This window comes from Empedobacter sp. UBA5528 (assembly GCF_002426075.1).
GTDB lineage: Bacteria > Bacteroidota > Bacteroidia > Flavobacteriales > Weeksellaceae > Empedobacter > Empedobacter falsenii_B.
Map to the genome: position 1 here is coordinate 31582 of NZ_DINY01000065.1, position 18863 is coordinate 50444.

Sequence of the window (18863 nt, forward strand, 5' to 3'; positions counted from 1 at the left end):
TCATGTTAGAAGATAAAAACGTTTCAAAAACAAGTTTAGCCGAAATTGGAGAATTTGGTTTAATTAACCAAATCAAAGAAGGTTTTCCAATCAAATTAGAAAGTTCTATCAAAGGAATTGGTGACGATGCGGCTGTTCTTGATTATAAAAAAGAGAAAATTGTGGTTTCTACTGATATGTTAGTAGAAGGCGTAAATTTTAGCTGGTCGTATATGCCTTTACGTCACTTGGGGTACAAAGCGGTTGTGACGGCAATTAGTGATATTTTGGCGATGAATGCTATTCCAAAACAATTGTTGATTTCGATGGCAATTTCGAATCGTTTTACGATAGAAGCTGTGGACGAAATTTACAACGGAATGAAATACGCTTGCGATAAATACAATATCGATATTGTGGGAGGCGATACAACTTCTTCTGTTAGCGGACTTGTTTTGAGTATGACTGCAATTGGCTCGGCTCCAGAAAAAGATTTGACTTATAGAAATGGTGCGAAGGAAAATGATTTGGTTGTTCTTTCTGGAGATTTAGGTGCTTCTTTTCTTGGTTTGCAAGTTTTGGAACGCGAAGCGCAAGTTTCAAAAGTGAATCCTAATAATCAACCAGATTTCGAAAATTATTCATATTTAATTGAACGTCAATTAAAACCTGAAGCGCGTTTGGATATTATCAATCTTTTGAAAGAGTTGAAAGTTAAACCAACTTCTATGATTGATATTTCGGACGGATTATCTTCTGAAATTATTCATATCTCAAAAGAAAGTGGTGTTGGAATTAATATATACGAAGAAAAAATCCCGTTAGATTCTGTTGTTATTCGCACAGCCGAAGAATTCAAAATCAATCCAATCACATGTGCTTTAAGCGGTGGAGAAGATTACGAATTATTGTTTACAATTGATCAAAAAGATTTTGAAAAAATCAAAGGAAATCCACATTTAACGGTAATTGGTCATGTAACTGGTAAAAACGAAGAAAACTATTTGATTACTCGTGGAAGTGAGCAAATGGTTCCATTAACTGCACAAGGTTGGGGAGTTGAAACGGAAGAAGAATAGGTTAATGAGATAATTCGCTAATTAAAAAATGTGATCCTTAAACGAGTTCAGATGACTTAACGAATTATCAAAACAAAACGTGTCAAGCTGATTTCATTTCAGCTTCTCTTCAAAATAATAAAATCAAAAAGCATTCAAGAAATTGGATGCTTTTTTAGTTGAAATAAGTTGTAATTTAGTTCTATTAATTAACCACTTATGAAATACTTTTTACTTTCATTTATTCTATTTTTTTGTTCATGTTCATCAACATTCAATTCTACTTATAAGAGCAAACAACTAAAAAAAACAGTTGATACTTTTATTGAATTAGGAGAAAAACATAATGAACGTATTAATCCTAATAATTCTTATTTAATTCTAGGTTTTGATAAATTAAAAAGTCCTGATAGAAAAGTTTTTTTTAATAATGCTGAATTTGGAGTTGGAATTACTTTTATGGCATACTTAGGATCTTGTAACACAAATGAGAAAACTCAACAATATGAGTATAAAAACTATACAATTGCTATTATAGATTCTGCTGACATTAATTTTAAAAGGTATAAATTTTTAAAACCAATAAATTCTAAGAAATTAAATTTAAACGAAAATACCTTCCAATGTAAACATGGTACGAGTAATCCATTGTATTATTCATTTTATTTTGATAAAAAAGGAATTATCCAATCTATTGATCCTTGGGGAAAAAGGAAATTAATTCGAGATAAGTTAATTGAAAAAGGATTCAACATAAACTTAAATTCTGATGAAGTATACTCTAAAGGAGCTGTAGACTTAGAAGAATAAAAATCATAAAAAAAGCTCGAAGTAATAAGTTCGAGCTTTTATATTGTTAGCATTTTCGCTGTCGAATTATCAATTAAGATAATGGTTCAACTGAAACGTAAGATCTATCGTTACGTTTTTTAGTGAAAACTACTTTTCCGTCAATTAAAGCGAATAATGTGTGATCTTTACCGATTCCTACATTATCACCAGGATGATGTTGAGTACCTCTTTGACGAACAATAATGTTACCAGCGATTGCTGCTTGTCCACCAAAAATTTTAACACCTAAACGTTTCGAATGTGATTCACGACCATTTTTCGAACTTCCGACCCCTTTCTTATGTGCCATTTCGTTTTGTTTTTAAGAGTTAATAATTAATCTCAGCTCAATCTTAACCGATTGAAGCTACTTCAATTTTAGTGAATTGTTGACGATGACCGTTAGACTTTTGGTAACCTTTTCTTCTTTTCTTTTTGAAAACGATTACTTTGTCTCCTTTCACGTGTTCAACGATTTTAGCTACTACGGTAACTCCGTCTATAACTGGGGCGCCGACAGTGATTGCTCCGTTATCTGTTAATAAAACACGGTCGAATTTTACTTCGTCACCTGCTTCACCAGCTAAACGGTTTACAAACAATTGTTGGTCTTTTTCAACTTTGTATTGAAGCCCTGCTATCTCTACAATTGCGTACATAAATTAATGTTTATAAATGAAAATTGAGTGCAAAGATAATCAAAATTTTGAATTTAGATACTTGAATTCATTGAAATTTAATTAGAAAGATAAAAAAACTATGACATATCTTCTATTTGGATTAATTAAAAATAAATATCTTTGCATATAGTAAAATCATAGATAGATTGGTAGAAATGGTTGAAAATTATTCTTTAAAAGATTTAAAAATTGGTGAACAAGCAGTTGTAACTGGATTTAGTACAGAAGACATACCTGCTAAGTTTTACGAAATGGGCTTTATTCCGGGAACAAGTTTATTGGTAAAAAATAAGGCTCCGTTTGGTGGTCCTATTTGCATTAGTATCATCTCTAACAAGTCTGTTTTAGCTTTAAGAAGAAACGAAGCCGATAAAATTTTGATAACAAAAAAATAATGAATCATTATAAAATTGCCTTAATTGGTAACCCAAATGTTGGTAAAACTTCGTTATTTAATAAATTAACAAATCTTCGTCAAAAAGTTGGGAATTACCCTGGTGTGACGGTAGAAAAACGCGAAGGTAAAATAGAACGAAATGGAAATAAATTCCAAATTACAGATTTTCCCGGAACGTATACAATTTATCCAAGCTCTTTGGATGAAGAAATTGTTTTCAAAACTTTAGGAGACAAAACCAATAACCATTACCCAAATTTGGCGGTTGTTGTTGGTGAACCATCTAATCTAAAACGATCGATTTTGTTGTACCAACAAGTTCGAGATTTAGAAGTTCCTGCGATTTTTGTCATCAATATGAAAGATGAAATCAAAAGCAAGGGATTAAATATTGATTTGAAAAAGTTAGAAGATTTTCTTCAAACAAAAATATACTTAACAAACGCGCGTACAAGCGAAGGAATTGATGAATTGGTAGAAGCTTTTACAAAAGAAGCAACTCCATATAATCGTCATTACGAAATTCCGAAAGACCATCTTTCTATTGTAGAAAAAATCAAGAATGAATTTAATCTTAAATCTGATTATTTAGCTTGGCAATATCTTTCTCAGAAAGAAGTTCCGTTCGAATCGAAAGAAAATCTAAGTAAATTAGATACAATTAAGAAAGAAAATTCTATTGTTTCGAAACGATTACAAGTTAAAGAAGCATTAGATCGAAATAAAATTTTAGAGGATAAATTAAACGATATTATTTCGTATAATTTTGACGGAAATGAAACCTTAACCGATAAAATTGATAAAACATTAATTCATCCGATTTTTGGATACATCATCTTTTTAGGAATTTTATTATTAATCTTTCAAGCTGTTTATACGTGGTCTGCACCATTAATGACAATGGTCGAAGATTTATTTGGTTGGATCGACGAAAAAGCAATTAGCTTAATTCCCGAAGGACCTATCAACGAAATTATTGGAGGTGCAATAATCCCAGGTATAGAAGGGATTGCCGTTTTCGTTCCGCAAATTGCCATTTTGTTTTTATTCATTTCAATAATGGAAGAAACGGGCTACATGAGCCGCGTGGTTTATTTGATGGACAGATGGTTAAAACCATTCGGTTTAAGTGGAAAAAGTGTCGTCCCATTAATTTCTGGAGTTGCCTGTGCCGTTCCTGCAATCATGTCTGCGCGTAATATCGAAAATGATAAAGAACGTCTATTAACGATACTTGTAACGCCATTTATGACGTGTTCGGCTCGTTTACCGATTTACATCGTTTTAATTGCTTTGGTAATTCCCGACGAACATATTTTTGGATTAAGTTACCAAGCTTTGGCGTTATTTGTGATGTACATTTTAGGTGTTCTAGGCGCACTAGGAAGTGCTATTTTATTAAATTTAATCATTAAAGCGAAACATAAAAGTTACCTAATTTTAGAAATGCCAACATACAAACTTCCTGATTGGAAAAATGTTGGAATTAATGTTTGGGAAAAAACATTAGGATTTTTAGTTGATGCGGGTAAAATTATATTTGCAATTTCGATTATTCTTTGGGTTTTAGGAACTTTCGGACCTGGAGAACAATTCAAAAATGCAGAAGAAATTGTAACTGCTCATCATCCGAAAATGAATGAAGAAGATTTGGCAAATGAAATTGCTTCTTACAAATTAGAACATTCATATTTAGGGAGATTAGGATCAGTTATAGAACCAGTTGTAGAGCCTTTAGGATACGATTGGAAGATGGGAATTGGTTTAATTTCATCATTCGCAGCGCGTGAAGTTTTTGTCGGAACGATGTCAACGGTTTATAGTTTAGGAGAGGTTGATGTTGAGGACAATGGTCAAAAAGATCGTTTACTTCTTCGTATGAAAAATGAGATTAATCAAAACACAGGAGAACCAGCATACAACCTTGCTACAGGAGTTTCGTTGTTGTTATTTTATGCATTCGCAATGCAATGTATGAGTACAATTGCGATCGTAAAACGCGAAACAAATTCTTGGAAATGGACATTGATTCAGACAGGGTTTATGACAGGTTTGGCATATGTAGTTGCATTTATTGCATATCATTTTTTAAAATAATAGTATGGACAATATTTGGATACAATATATCTTTATCGCTTTTCTTTTTGGATTTGCAGTTTGGTATGTTGTAAAATTAATTAGAAGCTCATTTAGCTCAAAAGGAGGCGGATGTTCAAAAGGCTGTGGTTGTTCTCCAAGCAAAGATGAATTTCAAAAAAAGGCTAACTCTTAAAAGTTAGCCTTTTTTATTTCAAAATTTCGGAGTATTTTTACAATAGTATAATCAGAAAAAAACAAGTATTTTAATGATTATCAATTAGTTTTATTTTATTAATTCGGAATATAAATTTTACAAAAATGGAAACTTGGTTAATCATTTCATTAATAGTTTTAGCTATAATTATCTTAGGATTAATTATTTACTTTATTTCCAAAAAAACTAAACAATCAACTGAGATTTCTACTGAAGAAATTAATTCTGTAAAAGAAATTCCTTCTGAACCAATCAAAGAAGAGGTTACAAATAAAATAATTCCTCCAACTCCACCAACAGAGGTTATCATTGAGGAAAAACCAATGAATAATCTTAGCATTTCATCTAAAACCGAAAATGATTTACTTCGAAAATTAGAGTTATTTGAGAAGAATAAAGGCTTTACTAAGAAAGATATTAACCTTGCTTCATTATCAAAACAATTTGAAACGAATACAAAATATCTTTCTGAAATCATTAAAACTCATCGTCAAAAGCAATTTAATTCTTATTTGAATGAATTGAGAGTAAATTATATCGTCAATCGACTTCAAAATGAGCCGAAATACATTAACACGAAAGTAAGCTATTTAGCAAGTGATTGCGGATTTGCTTCTCATAGTACTTTTACAACAACTTTTACTCAAATCATGAATGAATCTCCTTCTGCTTTTATAAAAAGAATTAAAGAGGAACAAAAAAATTCATAATTACGAATTAATGAAGTTTATATAATTGAATTTAAAATATATAAACAATTATATTTGTTTTATTTTTTATACCAATCAATGCAAGAGCTATATAAAATACATTCACAAATTTCGATTGTATTTTTTTATTCTTAATTAAGACTTTATCTTTAATCTAAGATTGTGTCTTATGCGAAAAATTGACCCCGAAATACTTGCTCAAAAAATAAAAGAAGGCGATCGTTTTGCCTTATCAAGAGCTATTACACTAGCCGAAAGCAATCGTTTAGACGATTTGAAATTAGCGCAACATATCATTAGTTTATTACCTGTTTCCAAAACTTCAAAAAGAATTGCCATTACAGGAATTCCCGGTGTTGGTAAAAGTACTTTTATCGAATCTTTGGGGAAATATATTCTAAGTAAAGGTGAAAAAGTAGCGATTTTAGCAATTGATCCAAGTAGTTCCCTTTCAAAAGGAAGTATTTTAGGCGACAAAACACGCATGGAGGACTTATCGCGAGAAGAGAATGCTTATATACGTCCAAGCGCTTCTAACGGTTCTTTAGGTGGTGTTACCTCACGTACATATGAAGCAATTTTATTATGCGAAGCAGCAGGGTTTGAAAATATTTTGATTGAAACTGTCGGTGTTGGACAATCTGAAACCTTAGTAAATGAAATTTCAGATCTCTTCTTATTTCTTCAACTTCCGGGTTCTGGAGATGATTTACAAGGAATAAAACGAGGAATTATGGAAATGGCTGATTTAATTTTTGTCAATAAATCAGATTCGTTTCAAGAAAAATTAGTGAAAGATGCAAAATTGGATATTGTTCGTTCATTGCAATTTTTACCAACCAAATCTTCTCAATGGAAAAGAAAATCAATTATCGGTTCTGGATTAATCGGAAAAGGAATTCCTGAACTTTGGGAATTGGTCAATGATTATTTCAATTTTATTAATGAAAATAATTATTACGCATCAAACCGAGAAAAACAACAGCTTAATCAAGCGGAACGCTACACAATTGATTTGATTAATCAACAATTTTTAAAATTACTTAAGGAACACCCACTAGAATTAAGCAAAAATTTATCTGCATTCGAAATGGCAAAAGATTGGTTGAATAACCACACTGAAATTGATGAATTTCTTAATAAGTAAGTTTACGATTATTGAATCAAAATAACAAAAAAACGGCTCAAAATTGAGCCGTTTTTTTGTTAATCATCTTTATCAACTCCTGTTTTTTTGTTGATATTTTCTTGTATTTTTTGATAATATTCTTTCTCAATTTTATCAAATTCTGGTGTCGAAATTACTTTTCCTTTCGTTGGTTTTTGTAGTTTCAGCTTATCGTCAATCGAAATTGATTCTAACTTATAAGTTGTATACTGATTTTCATCTTTCAAAGAAGTTTTCTTCAGTTCTAATAATAATCCTGGCAAACCATTGTATTCATCTGGTCCACATTTTGATTTTATCGAAGGAACATACCACGCTTCTATGTTGAAATTAGCGTCAACAGCTACTGCTTTTCGTACATCATAACCTTTTATTTTTTTGGATTCTCGCGTAATACTCCATTTATAAGTTGCAATGGAATCAGAGATATTATACAATTTGGAATCCATTTCTCTCATGATTATTTTTGAATTCGTATCGAAATCATAAAAGCTTTCCAAATCTTTAAAACCACCTAAAACTTTCATCGAATATTTTGGTCCTTGCGAATTATCAATTCGTTCTATTTCTTGTGAAAGACATTGATTTGCATCGACAGAAAGAGCAATATATTTTGGTTTCGAAAACATTTCCTCTCTTAATCTTTTCGATTCTGGATTCGGATCATTCAAATTAATAAAATTCCGTCTTTCATATTCTACTTTAAATTTTTCTTGACCAAAAACTGAAACTGAAAACAACAACAATAAGATATACTTCATTTTAATGCAATTAGAAATTTAAAGATAACAAAAAAAGCTTCACCATTTCTGATAAAGCTTTTTGATTAAATATCCCTCTTGTTTTTAGAAAACTCTTACCAACAATTCTTGTTCTATTTTATCGTGACAATTTTCTAATGCATTTTTCTCTGCTTTTCCTGCTTTCCAATGCGATGTACAATAAAATTCGTCTTTTTTCCATTCTAAATCATCTTTAAAAAATGATTTTATTTCCTTTACAGATTTAGATTCCCCCGCAACATAAGCAAATCGTTTTCCGTCTTTGCGTTTCGGAAATTTCTGATTTTTTGTCAAACTATATAAAGCTATTCCGCTTCCTACATTTTGATTCACAATCCATTTAAATTCTAAATTTGCTTTCGTTTCAATTTGGTGAATATCATCTTCTGTTGGGACTTCCACACAAACAATTCCGTTTGTTTTAGCAGGAAGCGACTCTATAATTGCTGAAATTACAGGCAAGCCTGTTAAATCTGCAGCCAAGAAAATGAAATCTGTTTTTGGAGCCAAATCTTTTTTTTTCGACTTCATCGAAACTCCAATCATATCTCCAACTTTCGCCTCATTTGCCCAACGCGATCCTGGACCATTCAATCCATGATTTGCAATATCAATCACAATCACATTGTTTTTTGCATCAATATCGCGCAACGTATAGGTACGAGAAACTGGTTTAAATTTTTCTGATGGCGAAATCCATTTTTGATTCTCTTCATCATACTCAGCATAGTGAATATCACGGATCCCAAGCGGTGGAAAAAGTAATTTACATGTTCCGCCCAACGTTGTATCCTTAAAAAAAGATACATCATCATTTTCCAAATGAACGCGAATAAGATGTGGTGTCACAAATTCTTTCTTTTTTAAGATGAACTTCTCCTTCGCAATTTTCACTTTATCTCCCATCAGATTATTTAGATTTATTCTAATTCTATACGAATATAAAGTAAATTTAGATTGAATAAGAATAATAAAATGTTAAAGTAAAAAGTTATACTTTTTTTAATACGATTTTAATATGATAACTAAATAATTAACCTTAACTTTTACATATTAAAAATAACCTAAAAAACGAACAGAAAATGGAAAATACTTTATGCGAAATCTCGCTCGGACAAAGAACTCTTCCACTTGAAGGCGGATTTAATTGCAGAGATTTAGGTGGAATAATTAACACAAAAAATGAAGTCATTAGAAAAGGATTGTTAATTCGATCTGATGATTTAGCAAATTTGACAGATGATGATTTGGAGATTTTAAACGATTTTCCAATTCGAACAATTATTGATTTACGCACGACTTACGAACGTTTAAAAAATCAAGATCGCATTCCAAATAGTTGTAATCACGAAGTTCATTTGGATATTTCTTCTGGACATTTCGAAAATTTAGTGAAACAATTCAAAGCTGGAATTTCAAATCCGAAAGAATTTATGTGTAAAATCTACGAGGATTTTGTTTTAGATAAAACATGTCAAACGCAATACAAAAGCTTTTTTGATATTATTCAACATAAAAATAGAACGCCAATTTTATTTCATTGTACTGCAGGAAAAGATCGAACTGGATTTGCAACAGCAATGATTTTATCTGCTTTGAAAGTCGATTTAGATACAATTATGGATGATTACTTGGCTTCTAATATCTTTTTGGAACAAAAATATGCACACATCTTAAAGATCGATCCGAATTATAAATATCTAATTGATGTTTTACCTGAATATTTGGAAAGCTCTTATGAAGCGATTAATAAGAATTTTGGTTCAGTCGAAAATTATTTAACTGATATTTTAAAGGTTGATTTAGATTTGATGAAAGATTTATACATAAAAAAATAAGCGATCAATTGATCGCTTTATTTTTTATCTAAAATTTCATTCGTTGAATTCGAACAGCATTCAAAATTGCTAATAAAGCAACACCTACATCTGCAAAAACAGCTTCCCACATATTGGCAATTCCTTCTGCTCCAAGGAAAAGCACGATAATTTTAACGCCCATTGCTAAAATGATATTCTGAATCACAATCTTTTTTGTTTCACGACCAATTTTTATCGCCGTTGCAATTTTAGAAGGTTGATCGGTTTGGATTACAACATCTGCAGTTTCTATCGCAGCATCGCTTCCAAGTCCACCCATCGCAATTCCGACATCAGAAAGCGCTAGAACAGGCGCATCATTGATTCCATCACCTACGAAAGCCACCACTTGATTTTGATCTTTTTTCAATGCTTCAACTTTTTCTACTTTTCCTTCTGGTAACAATCCACCAAAAGCTTCATCAACACCAACTTCTTTTGCAACTTTTTGCGTAATGGTATTTTTATCTCCACTCAACATAATCGTTTTCGAAACACCTAAAGCTTTCATTTTCTGAATTGCTTGTTGCGCATCTTCCTTGATTTTATCAGCAATTGTAATATATCCTGCATATTTTTCATCAACTGCAACCACCACAATACTTTCTACAATATCATGAATTTCTTGTGGATATTGAATCGAGAAATGATCTAATAATTTAGTATTTCCAGCTAAAACTATTTTTCCATCAACTTTTCCTTTCAAACCTTTTCCAGAAATTTCTTCCACTTCTATCGCTTTCAATTCTGAAGGATGACTTGCCACAATCGCTTTCGCAATTGGATGCGTAGATTGCTTTTCTAAAGCCGAAACAAGATTTAAAAAATCGTTTTCAGGAAGATTAGTTTCAATTTTTTGAACTTCGAAAACGCCTTCCGTCATTGTTCCTGTTTTATCCATCACAACTGTGTTTACTTTCGCCATTAAATCTAAAAAGTTAGAACCTTTTACTAAAATTCCGTTGCGTGAAGCTGCTCCAATTCCACCAAAATAACCCAATGGAACCGAAATAACTAATGCACAAGGACAAGAAACAACCAAGAAAACTAAACCTCTGTATAACCAATCATTAAAATCGTAATTATCAACAAAGAAATAAGGAGTAATCACCAAAGCAGCCGCTAAAAAGAAAACAATTGGCGTATATATTTTTGCAAATTTTCGGATAAATAATTCAGTTGGAGCTTTGCGAGAAGCTGCATCTTGAACCATTTGTAAAATTTTTGCAATCGAACTATCTTCAAATTTTTTCGTCGTTTGAATTTCAATTACATTTTCAAGATTTAACATTCCTGCCAAAACAGTTTCTCCTATTTTATACGTTGAAGGTTTACTTTCTCCCGTCAAAGCCGCAGTATTAAAACTTCCTTTATCTGAAATCATAATTCCATCTAACGGAACTTTTTCCCCAACTTTTACCTGAATTGTTTCTCCAATTACCACATCTTGTGGTTTTATTGTTTCGAAATTACCATTTCGTAAAACATGCGCTGTGTCTGGACGAACATCTAATAAGGCTTTAATATTTCCTTTTGCCTTATTAACCGCCGCTTCTTGGAACATTTCGCCAATTGTATAAAACAACATTACCGCTACACCTTCTGGATATTCGCCAATAATGAAAGCACCTAAAGTCGCAATTCCCATCAACGAAAATTCATTGAAGAAATCTAGCTTTTTAGCTAATTTAAAGGCTTCTCCCCAAACAGGAAATGCTACTATAATATAAGAAATGCCAAACCATATCAAACGAATAATTTGATTATCAACAAACCAAGTTGGTTTTAAAACATATTGAACAAAAATTCCGGCAAAGAAAATAGCTAAACTGGCACCTAATAAAATTTTACTATTATTGTGTTCGTGGTCGTGACCTTCGTGATTGTGATTATGAGTATCTTTATGTTCGTCATTTGACGTACTACAACAAGCTTTAGACATAATTAAAAATTTATATTTCAAAATTATAAAGTTGTTGCTGCAATCTGGTTGCAAAGTTTAGGATTTACATTGATCGCATATTCCTTTTAAGATAAAAGAAGATTGTTCGACTTCGAAATTTTTGGGTAGATTGATTTCTGGCAAATGAATATTTCTCAAACAAAACGTCTGATTACAATTGTTACAATGAAAATGAGCATGCGTAAACTCAGGCGTACATTTGCAACTCGACTCACAAAGCGCATATTTTTTAGAACCCGTTCCGTCCTCTATGGAATGAATTAATTTATTTTCTTCAAACGTTTTTAATGTTCTATAAATCGTAACGCGATCTGCTTGATCCATCTCAATTTCTAAATCAGCTAAACTTAATGCAACGTCAGTTTTCATCAATTTATCTAAAACCAACAAACGCATCGCTGTTGGATTGATAGAACGATTCTGTAATGCTTTGTTTAAAATTTCTGTTTGCATTTTCTTCGATTTCGAATATAAAGTTACGAAAAAGTTAACTAAAGTTTAGTTAATAAAGTTTTTCCTTTTTTATTGCATCTAATTCTTTTTGCATTCGTTTCTTCCAATCTTTACCATTACGTTTTTCAAGATAAGGCTTTACAGTTTCTTCATATTTTAGTTCTAATTTATCATGTTTAAAATCTAAAACTCCAATATTTATATAATCTACTCCATATTTATTGTGAATACTGTCAATTTTAGCATAGGTTTCAGAACTAAATTCTGGTAAAGGAAATCCTCCTGAATGAAGAAAAATAATTTTATCATTTTTAATATCTTCTTTTGCTCTTTCTATGTATTCTTTTTCTTCCTTTTTTAATTTAATTATGTCATTTATAAATACTCCAATTATAATCATAAAAAAAACTGAAGTTAAAACTAAATTAACATTAATCAACTTACTGTATTTAAACAAACTAATTAAACTTGAGAAAATAATTATTCCAATAAGAATGTAAATAATTTCATGATATTCGGTTTGATAATAAATATCCCAAAAAGTATAATTTGAAGAACTATGTATCCAACAAAAATTTATTATTGGAAATAAAAGTATTAATCCAATAACGATTAAATTAAAAACAATTAACTTTTTATTCACTATTTCACTGTTATTTCATCTACAAAAATATACGACTTTCCTTGAAAAGGTTCTGCTAAATGACCTTTTGGGAAAGCACCATAATTTGTTGCTTTTACTTTGATGTAACGTGCTTTTTCTTCTTTAAACTGAATTTTCCATGAATCAGAAAACACGTTATTATCAAATGCATCAACTTGTTTTTCTAACATTCCAACCAATTTAAAATTCTGATTATCTTTCGATGTATAGACTTCTAATTTTGTAGGTAAGACAATCCAAGAACGAGAATCTTGCAAGAAATTCATGACAACCGAAGAAACGGATTTCGTTTTTTTCATGTCAACAATTGCATCAAAATTTTGATCATATCCACCTGCATGATATTGCGGTGTGTAGGTAGAATTCAACTGAATTGTATAATCATTTGGTTTCTTAGTAAATGTTCCAGAAATTGTTTTACTTTTCTTTCCATTCACTTCCACAAAAGAAGAAATTGTAGTTGTTTCTTTGATTGAAATTGGTTTTTTATAGATTTCTGCTTTTTTACCATTCACAGAAACATAGATTTTCGCATTTGGTTCAGAAGATTTTACTTCAACATTCATTTTATTTTGAAATGATCTGTCTTCAGCAACCAAAACTGGAATTGTTACAATTTTTTCACTTTCAGAAATAGGTTTAATCTCTCTATCTTTCAAAAATTCAAATCCTAAAAATTGATTTTCTTTGTAATTATTTTTCGTGATTATACGCTTCGTTCCATCTTCTAGATTAATCGTGATTTCATCAAAATACGGCTCAACAGTCGTCCACATTCCCGAACCTGGCGTAACGCTATAAATTCCCATCGAAGCCAAAACGTACCACGCGCTCATCTGCCCACAATCTTCATTTCCAATCAATCCATCTGGCGAGTTTTTGTAATGTTCATTCAAAATTTTATGAACCAATTCTTTTGTTTTTTTTGGCTTATCAATGTAATTGTACAAAAAAGCCACGTGATGACTCGGCTCATTTCCTTGCGCATATTGCCCGATAAGTCCCGTAACATCCACTTGCTCCCGACCTGTTGTTTCTGATGGTGCATTAAATAATTCATCTAATTTTGCATCAAAACCATCTTTTCCACCATAAAAATCAATCATTCCATTAATATCTTGCGGTGCAAAAAACGTGTATTGACAACCATTCGCCTCTGTGTAATTATTGTTTACTTCACGCGGATCAAAAGGTTTTAGCCAACCTCCATTTTTCTTTGGCTGAATAAATTTTGTCTCATGATTGAATAAATTTTTCCAATATTGAGAACGTTCGATAAAGTAATTATAATCGTCGTGTTTATTTAAAATCAATGCCATTTGCGCAATACACCAATCATCGTACGCATATTCTAATGTTTTAGAAACTGATTCGTGTTCATCGTCAATCGAAATAAATCCGTTTTGTTTGTAAGCTTTCAATCCCAAATGATCTAACATTGCCGAATGTTTTGCTGCTTCATAAGCTTTCTCATAATCAAAGCCTTTGAAACCTTTTACCATTGCATCAGCAATCACAGAAACCGAGTGATAACCAATCATACAATCGGTTTCGTTACTCGCTAATTCCCAAACAGGTAAACGTCCACCTTGTTCGTAATGCTTGATAAATGTGTTAATAAAATCAATCGTTCTTCTCTTCTCAATCAAGGTATACAAAGGATGCGCAGCACGAAAAGTATCCCAAAGTGAAAAAACCGAATAATAATCGAAATTATTTGCCAAATGAATTTGATCGTCCATTCCACGATAATTTCCATTCAAATCTTGCGAAATATTTGGTTGCATCATCGTGTGATACATCGCTGTATAAAAAATAGTTAGTTTATTCTTATCTGAAGATTTCACTTCAATCTTCGATAATTCTTTGTCCCAAGCCTTTTCAGCAGCGGCTTTCGTTTTAGAAAAATCAAAAGTTGTTAATTCTTTGCTATTAACATCCGTTCCATTATATCCAGTTGTAGATAAGGTCACTTTTACCATAATCTTCTCACCTTTCTTTACTTTTTTACCAAAAGCCAAGGCAATTTCATTTCCTTTAAATGTTTTAGATATTATATTTCCGTCTTTTGAAGCAGTTAATTTCAATGGAACATTAAATTCTATCTTGGCAAAAATCTTTTGATTCTTCGCCCATTCTTCCGAATTTCTGTAAACATAAAGTGTTTTAGCGTCTACAATTTTCACTTCTCCGTCAACTAATTTATCACGATGATTAAGATCTAAAATGATATTTGCGTCACCAGCTTTATTAAAAGTATATTCATGCAAACCAACGTGAGTTGTTGCCGTTAATCGAACATTGACATTATATTTATCTAACAAAACTTGATAATATCCTGCTGTTGCTTTTTCATTTTTATGCGAAAATTTAGAACCATAATCAGTCTGATTAAATCCTTTCTGATTAAGCGTTGGCATCAACATAATGTCACCATAATCAGAAACTCCTGTTCCATTTAGATGTGTATGTGAAAAACCATAAATAAAATCATCAGAATAATGATAACCACCACAACCATCCCAACTTCCATCAATTCGAGTATCTGGAGAAAGTTGAACCATTCCGAATGGTAAAGTCGCTCCAGGAAATGTATGTCCATGTCCACCTGTTCCAATAAACGGATTAACATATTGTGCATAATTATTTTTCTGAGCAAAAATTAATGATGAAAACATCATCAGAATAAATGATAGTAAAGTTGATCTCATTAGTTTTTAGTGTTTTGATTGACAGAAATTCTGTTATACAATAATATGGATTATATTTGTTTTAACACAATTTAGAAATCGATTAACACATGAGTAATAGAAGAAATTTCATAAAAAATCTTGGAGCTTTAGGCTTACTTTTAGGTACAACAAAACTTGATCTTAATGCGCAAACTACATCTAAAAGATCAACTACTTCAACAAAAATCAATAAACCAATTGTTCTTTCTACTTGGCGTTTTGGAATTGAAGCTAATGCCGAAGCTTGGAAAGTTTTAGGTAATAATGGAACAGCTTTAGATGCTGTAGAGCAAGGCGTAAAATTGGTCGAAGCTGATCCAAATGAACGAAGTGTTGGTTATGGTGGACGTCCTGATCGCGATGGAAAAGTAACTTTAGATGCATGTATTATGGACGATCAAGCAAATATTGGTTCTGTTGCTAGTTTAGAGTATATCAAACATCCAATTTCTGTTGCGCGAAAGGTAATGGAAGATACACCACACGTGATGTTAGTTGGAAATGGTGCACTTCAATTTGCGTTGGAAAAAGGCTTCAAAAAAGAGAATTTATTAACTGATGTTTCCGAAAAAGAGTGGAAAGAATGGTTGAAAGATACTAATTATCAGATGCCTATCAATATCGAAAATCATGATACAATTGGAATGATTGCCTTAGATTCCTATGGAAATCTTTCTGGAGCTTGTACTACGAGCGGAATGGCGTACAAAATGCACGGACGTGTTGGTGATTCACCAATTATCGGCGCAGGTTTATATGTTGATAACGAAATTGGTGCAGCAACCGCTACTGGTCATGGTGAAGAAGTGATTCGTATTGCGGGAAGTCATTTGGTTGTGGAGTTGATGCGTCAAGGTTATTCGCCAGAAAATGCATGTAAGGAGGCTGTTCATCGAATCATTAAATTAACAAAATCGCGTAAAAAAGATTTATCGGCGATTCAAGTTGGTTTTATTGCAATTAACAAACAAGGCGAATATGGTTCATATTGTATTCATCCTGGCTTTAACTTTGCGGTTTATGATGAAACTGGAAATCGTTTAATTGACGGAAAATCTATTACAAAATGAAAAAAATAGAAATTGCTTGCTTTAATTTAGAATCAGCTTTAGTTGCAGCAAAATCAAATGCAGATAGAATCGAGTTATGTGCTGATGTTTCAACAGGCGGAATTACACCTAGTTTTGAAGATATCAAAACATTAAGAAAAGAAACAGATAAAGAAATTATGGTGATGATTCGCCCTCGTGATGGAGACTTTTGTTATTCTGATGAAGAATTTGAACAAATGAAATCTGAAATCATCATGATTAAAAATTTTAGAATTGATGGTTTTGTTTTTGGAATTTTGAATGAAGATAACGAAATCGATTTTGAACGAAATCATGAATTAATTGAACTTGCAAAACCTTTTCCTTGTACTTTTCATCGCGCTTTTGACAGAACTTCTGATGCCGAAAATTCACTTCAAATCGTGATTGATTTAGGATTCAAAACTATTTTAACTTCTGGTTTAGATAGTAATGTTTATGATGGAAAACGTGAATTAAAAAACCTTGTTAAAAAAGCAGAAAATCAAATCACAATTATGCCTGGAGGTGGTTTGCGCTCAACAAATATTGAAGAAATTGATTCATATACAAACGCTACTTACTTTCATTCATCAGCGATGATTGATGATTCTGGAATTGCTAATTTAGAAGAAATCAATCGATTAAAAAGTATGATAAATTCTGAAAAATAAAAATAGTAACTTTGGACTATGCTTTGGGAAAATATAATTGGACAACAGGAGATTAAAAACAAGCTTCAACAATCTATAAAAGATGGTCGTATAAGTCATGCTCAGCTTTTTTCTGGTCCAGAAGGTTCGGGAACTTTGGCTTTGGCAATTGCTTATGCACGTGAAGTTTTGTGTGGTTTGAATAACGAACAATGCAATCTGAAAGTTGATAAATTACAACATCCCGATTTACATTTTTCTTTTCCTTATTCAGCAACAGAAAGTGTAAAAAAGCCACTTGCTAAGTATTTATTAAACGATTGGCGAACTTTTGTAGACGAAAATGTCTATGGAAATTTAACGGATTGGATGTCTCATCTTGGTATTGAGAAAAAACAAGGCGTTATTCCTGTTGATGAAGCGGATGAAATCGTCAAAACATTAGCGCTAAATAGTTACGAAGGAGGCTATAAAATCATGATTATTTGGCAAGCTGAGGAAATGACTACTGCAGCTGCAAATAAATTGTTGAAAATAATTGAAGAACCGCCTCAAAAAACACTTTTTTTATTGGTAACAGAACGTGAAGATTTGATTCTACAAACTATTACTTCTCGTTGTCAATTGGTTAAAATTCCTCGTTTATCGCAATCGGATATAAAGAATTATCTAATTGAGAAGAAAAATATTAATCCAGAAAAAGCGCAACATATCGCTTTTTTATCGCAAGGAAATGTACGAGAAGCGTTGCATCAATTGAATGATGACGAACATTTATTCGATAAGTATTTTGTGACTTGGGTTCGAAAAGCCTTTATGGCAGCCAAAACGCCAACCGTTTTAAAAGATTTGATTGATTGGTCGAATCAAATTGCAAGTTGGTCGAGAAGTGAACAAAAAGATTTTTTGAATTATTGTTCAGAGATTTTTCGTCAAGCTTTGTTAAAAACGTATCAATCTGATGATTTAGTTTTTTTACAAATTAATGCAGAAGGTTTTAAATGGCAAGGTTTTGCGCCTTTTATACATGGAGCTAATATCGAAGATATTTTAAATGAAATTAATGAAGCGTCGTATCATATCGAGCGAAATGGTAATTCTAAAATTATACTTTTAGATTTATCTATCAAGTTAACTCGCTATTTACATCGAAAAACAGCATAAAAAAACCACTTATCTAATAAGTGGTTTCTTTATATGATCTGAATGTTATTTCAAATTATTTTGCTGGAGCTTCAGTAGCTGGAGCTACTTCCTTAGCTGCACCTTCAACTTTAGTTGCTAAAGAATCAGTTTTTTCTACTAAAGAATCAGTTTTAGCTGCTAAAGAATCAGTTTGAGCTGCTAAAGAGTCAGTTTGAGTTGCTAAAGAGTCAGTTGTATTTTCTACTGCTTCTTCTGCTTTTTTCTCACCACAAGATACTGCTCCTAAAGATAAAGCTGCTACTGCAACTACTGCGAAAAATTTTTTCATTGTTTTATTGTTTTAATTATTAATAATTTTCGATTAATTTTCTTTGACAAATGTATTTCGAAACGTAAACAACAGCATGTAAAATCAATGTAATATA

Annotated in this window: 20 protein-coding genes; 11 read left to right on the forward strand and 9 right to left on the reverse strand. The window is 31.7% G+C overall.

The window, feature by feature from the left end; genetic code table 11:
* Window positions 1-2: 2 nt before the first annotated feature.
* On the forward strand, window positions 3-1058 hold the full coding sequence (gene thiL, locus B4L98_RS13620) for a thiamine-phosphate kinase (protein ID WP_125349928.1): 1056 nt from the start codon (window positions 3-5) through the stop codon (window positions 1056-1058).
* 198 nt (window positions 1059-1256) lie between these two features.
* Window positions 1257-1847 (forward strand): hypothetical protein, encoded by a 591-nt coding sequence (locus B4L98_RS13625; protein ID WP_038334889.1) that lies wholly within the window; start codon window positions 1257-1259, stop codon window positions 1845-1847.
* A gap of 73 nt (window positions 1848-1920) precedes the next feature.
* Here the strand turns inward: B4L98_RS13625 and rpmA are convergent, their stop codons facing one another.
* Entirely contained in the window at window positions 1921-2178 is a 258-nt protein-coding gene (gene rpmA, locus B4L98_RS13630; protein WP_038334883.1) for a 50S ribosomal protein L27, read from the reverse strand.
* Window positions 2179-2221: 43 nt separating this feature from the next.
* Window positions 2222-2527: a 50S ribosomal protein L21 gene (rplU, locus tag B4L98_RS13635; RefSeq protein WP_019975660.1), complete on the reverse strand. Its 306-nt coding sequence runs from the start codon at window positions 2525-2527 to the stop codon at window positions 2222-2224.
* Between the two features lie 176 nt (window positions 2528-2703).
* Between rplU and B4L98_RS13640 the strand changes: the two genes are divergently transcribed.
* The 5 genes from B4L98_RS13640 to meaB all read left to right on the forward strand — a co-directional run bounded on the left by B4L98_RS13640 (window position 2704) and on the right by meaB (window position 7095).
* Window positions 2704-2943 (forward strand): FeoA family protein, encoded by a 240-nt coding sequence (locus tag B4L98_RS13640; protein ID WP_038334874.1) that lies wholly within the window; start codon window positions 2704-2706, stop codon window positions 2941-2943.
* Window positions 2943-5042 (forward strand): ferrous iron transport protein B, encoded by a 2100-nt coding sequence (gene feoB, locus B4L98_RS13645; RefSeq protein WP_291078505.1) that lies wholly within the window; start codon window positions 2943-2945, stop codon window positions 5040-5042. The genes B4L98_RS13640 and feoB overlap by 1 nt, the downstream gene beginning before the upstream one ends.
* A gap of 4 nt (window positions 5043-5046) precedes the next feature.
* Window positions 5047-5217: a FeoB-associated Cys-rich membrane protein gene (locus B4L98_RS13650; RefSeq protein ID WP_180905671.1), complete on the forward strand. Its 171-nt coding sequence runs from the start codon at window positions 5047-5049 to the stop codon at window positions 5215-5217.
* A 125-nt stretch (window positions 5218-5342) separates the two neighbouring features.
* Complete coding sequence (locus B4L98_RS13655) at window positions 5343-5948, forward strand: helix-turn-helix domain-containing protein (protein ID WP_291078507.1); 606 nt, start codon at window positions 5343-5345, stop codon at window positions 5946-5948.
* Window positions 5949-6117: 169 nt separating this feature from the next.
* Window positions 6118-7095: a methylmalonyl Co-A mutase-associated GTPase MeaB gene (meaB, locus tag B4L98_RS13660; protein ID WP_125349934.1), complete on the forward strand. Its 978-nt coding sequence runs from the start codon at window positions 6118-6120 to the stop codon at window positions 7093-7095.
* Between the two features lie 59 nt (window positions 7096-7154).
* Here meaB and B4L98_RS13665 read toward each other — a convergent pair whose 3' ends face one another.
* Both B4L98_RS13665 and B4L98_RS13670 read right to left on the reverse strand, forming a co-directional pair.
* Window positions 7155-7877, reverse strand: a complete 723-nt coding sequence (locus tag B4L98_RS13665; protein WP_125349935.1) for a GLPGLI family protein — start codon at window positions 7875-7877, stop codon at window positions 7155-7157.
* A gap of 84 nt (window positions 7878-7961) precedes the next feature.
* Window positions 7962-8804, reverse strand: a complete 843-nt coding sequence (locus B4L98_RS13670) for a siderophore-interacting protein (protein WP_125349936.1) — start codon at window positions 8802-8804, stop codon at window positions 7962-7964.
* A 176-nt stretch (window positions 8805-8980) separates the two neighbouring features.
* Here B4L98_RS13670 and B4L98_RS13675 point away from each other — a divergent pair, with 176 nt between their 5' ends.
* A complete protein-coding gene (locus tag B4L98_RS13675) occupies window positions 8981-9736 on the forward strand; it encodes a tyrosine-protein phosphatase (protein ID WP_280050893.1) in 756 nt (251 codons plus the stop codon).
* A gap of 28 nt (window positions 9737-9764) precedes the next feature.
* Here B4L98_RS13675 and B4L98_RS13680 read toward each other — a convergent pair whose 3' ends face one another.
* From B4L98_RS13680 to B4L98_RS13695, 4 genes are read right to left on the reverse strand one after another with little or no spacing between them, the layout of a single operon-like run.
* Window positions 9765-11699, reverse strand: coding sequence for a heavy metal translocating P-type ATPase (locus B4L98_RS13680; RefSeq protein WP_291051881.1), 1935 nt, complete (start codon window positions 11697-11699; stop codon window positions 9765-9767).
* Between the two features lie 57 nt (window positions 11700-11756).
* Window positions 11757-12173 (reverse strand): Fur family transcriptional regulator, encoded by a 417-nt coding sequence (locus B4L98_RS13685; RefSeq protein WP_291051884.1) that lies wholly within the window; start codon window positions 12171-12173, stop codon window positions 11757-11759.
* Between the two features lie 49 nt (window positions 12174-12222).
* Window positions 12223-12816 carry a hypothetical protein gene (locus tag B4L98_RS13690; RefSeq protein WP_219034963.1) on the reverse strand — a complete coding sequence of 198 codons (594 nt, stop codon included), beginning with the start codon at window positions 12814-12816 and terminating at the stop codon, window positions 12223-12225.
* Window positions 12816-15548, reverse strand: a complete 2733-nt coding sequence (locus tag B4L98_RS13695; protein WP_291046233.1) for a GH92 family glycosyl hydrolase — start codon at window positions 15546-15548, stop codon at window positions 12816-12818. Before B4L98_RS13695 ends, B4L98_RS13690 begins: the two co-directional genes overlap by 1 nt.
* 89 nt (window positions 15549-15637) lie before the next feature.
* Here B4L98_RS13695 and B4L98_RS13700 point away from each other — a divergent pair, with 89 nt between their 5' ends.
* Genes B4L98_RS13700 through B4L98_RS13710 form a run of 3 tightly spaced genes read left to right on the forward strand, consistent with a single transcriptional unit; the run spans window position 15638 to window position 18456 of the window.
* Window positions 15638-16639 carry an isoaspartyl peptidase/L-asparaginase family protein gene (locus B4L98_RS13700; protein WP_114998363.1) on the forward strand — a complete coding sequence of 334 codons (1002 nt, stop codon included), beginning with the start codon at window positions 15638-15640 and terminating at the stop codon, window positions 16637-16639.
* Complete coding sequence (locus B4L98_RS13705; RefSeq protein WP_221854122.1) at window positions 16636-17313, forward strand: copper homeostasis protein CutC; 678 nt, start codon at window positions 16636-16638, stop codon at window positions 17311-17313. The genes B4L98_RS13700 and B4L98_RS13705 overlap by 4 nt, the downstream gene beginning before the upstream one ends.
* An 18-nt stretch (window positions 17314-17331) precedes the next feature.
* Window positions 17332-18456: an ATP-binding protein gene (locus tag B4L98_RS13710; RefSeq protein ID WP_221854121.1), complete on the forward strand. Its 1125-nt coding sequence runs from the start codon at window positions 17332-17334 to the stop codon at window positions 18454-18456.
* Window positions 18457-18511: 55 nt separating this feature from the next.
* Here B4L98_RS13710 and B4L98_RS13715 read toward each other — a convergent pair whose 3' ends face one another.
* A complete protein-coding gene (locus B4L98_RS13715) occupies window positions 18512-18766 on the reverse strand; it encodes a hypothetical protein (protein WP_038334756.1) in 255 nt (84 codons plus the stop codon).
* Between the last annotated feature and the right edge of the window lie 97 nt (window positions 18767-18863).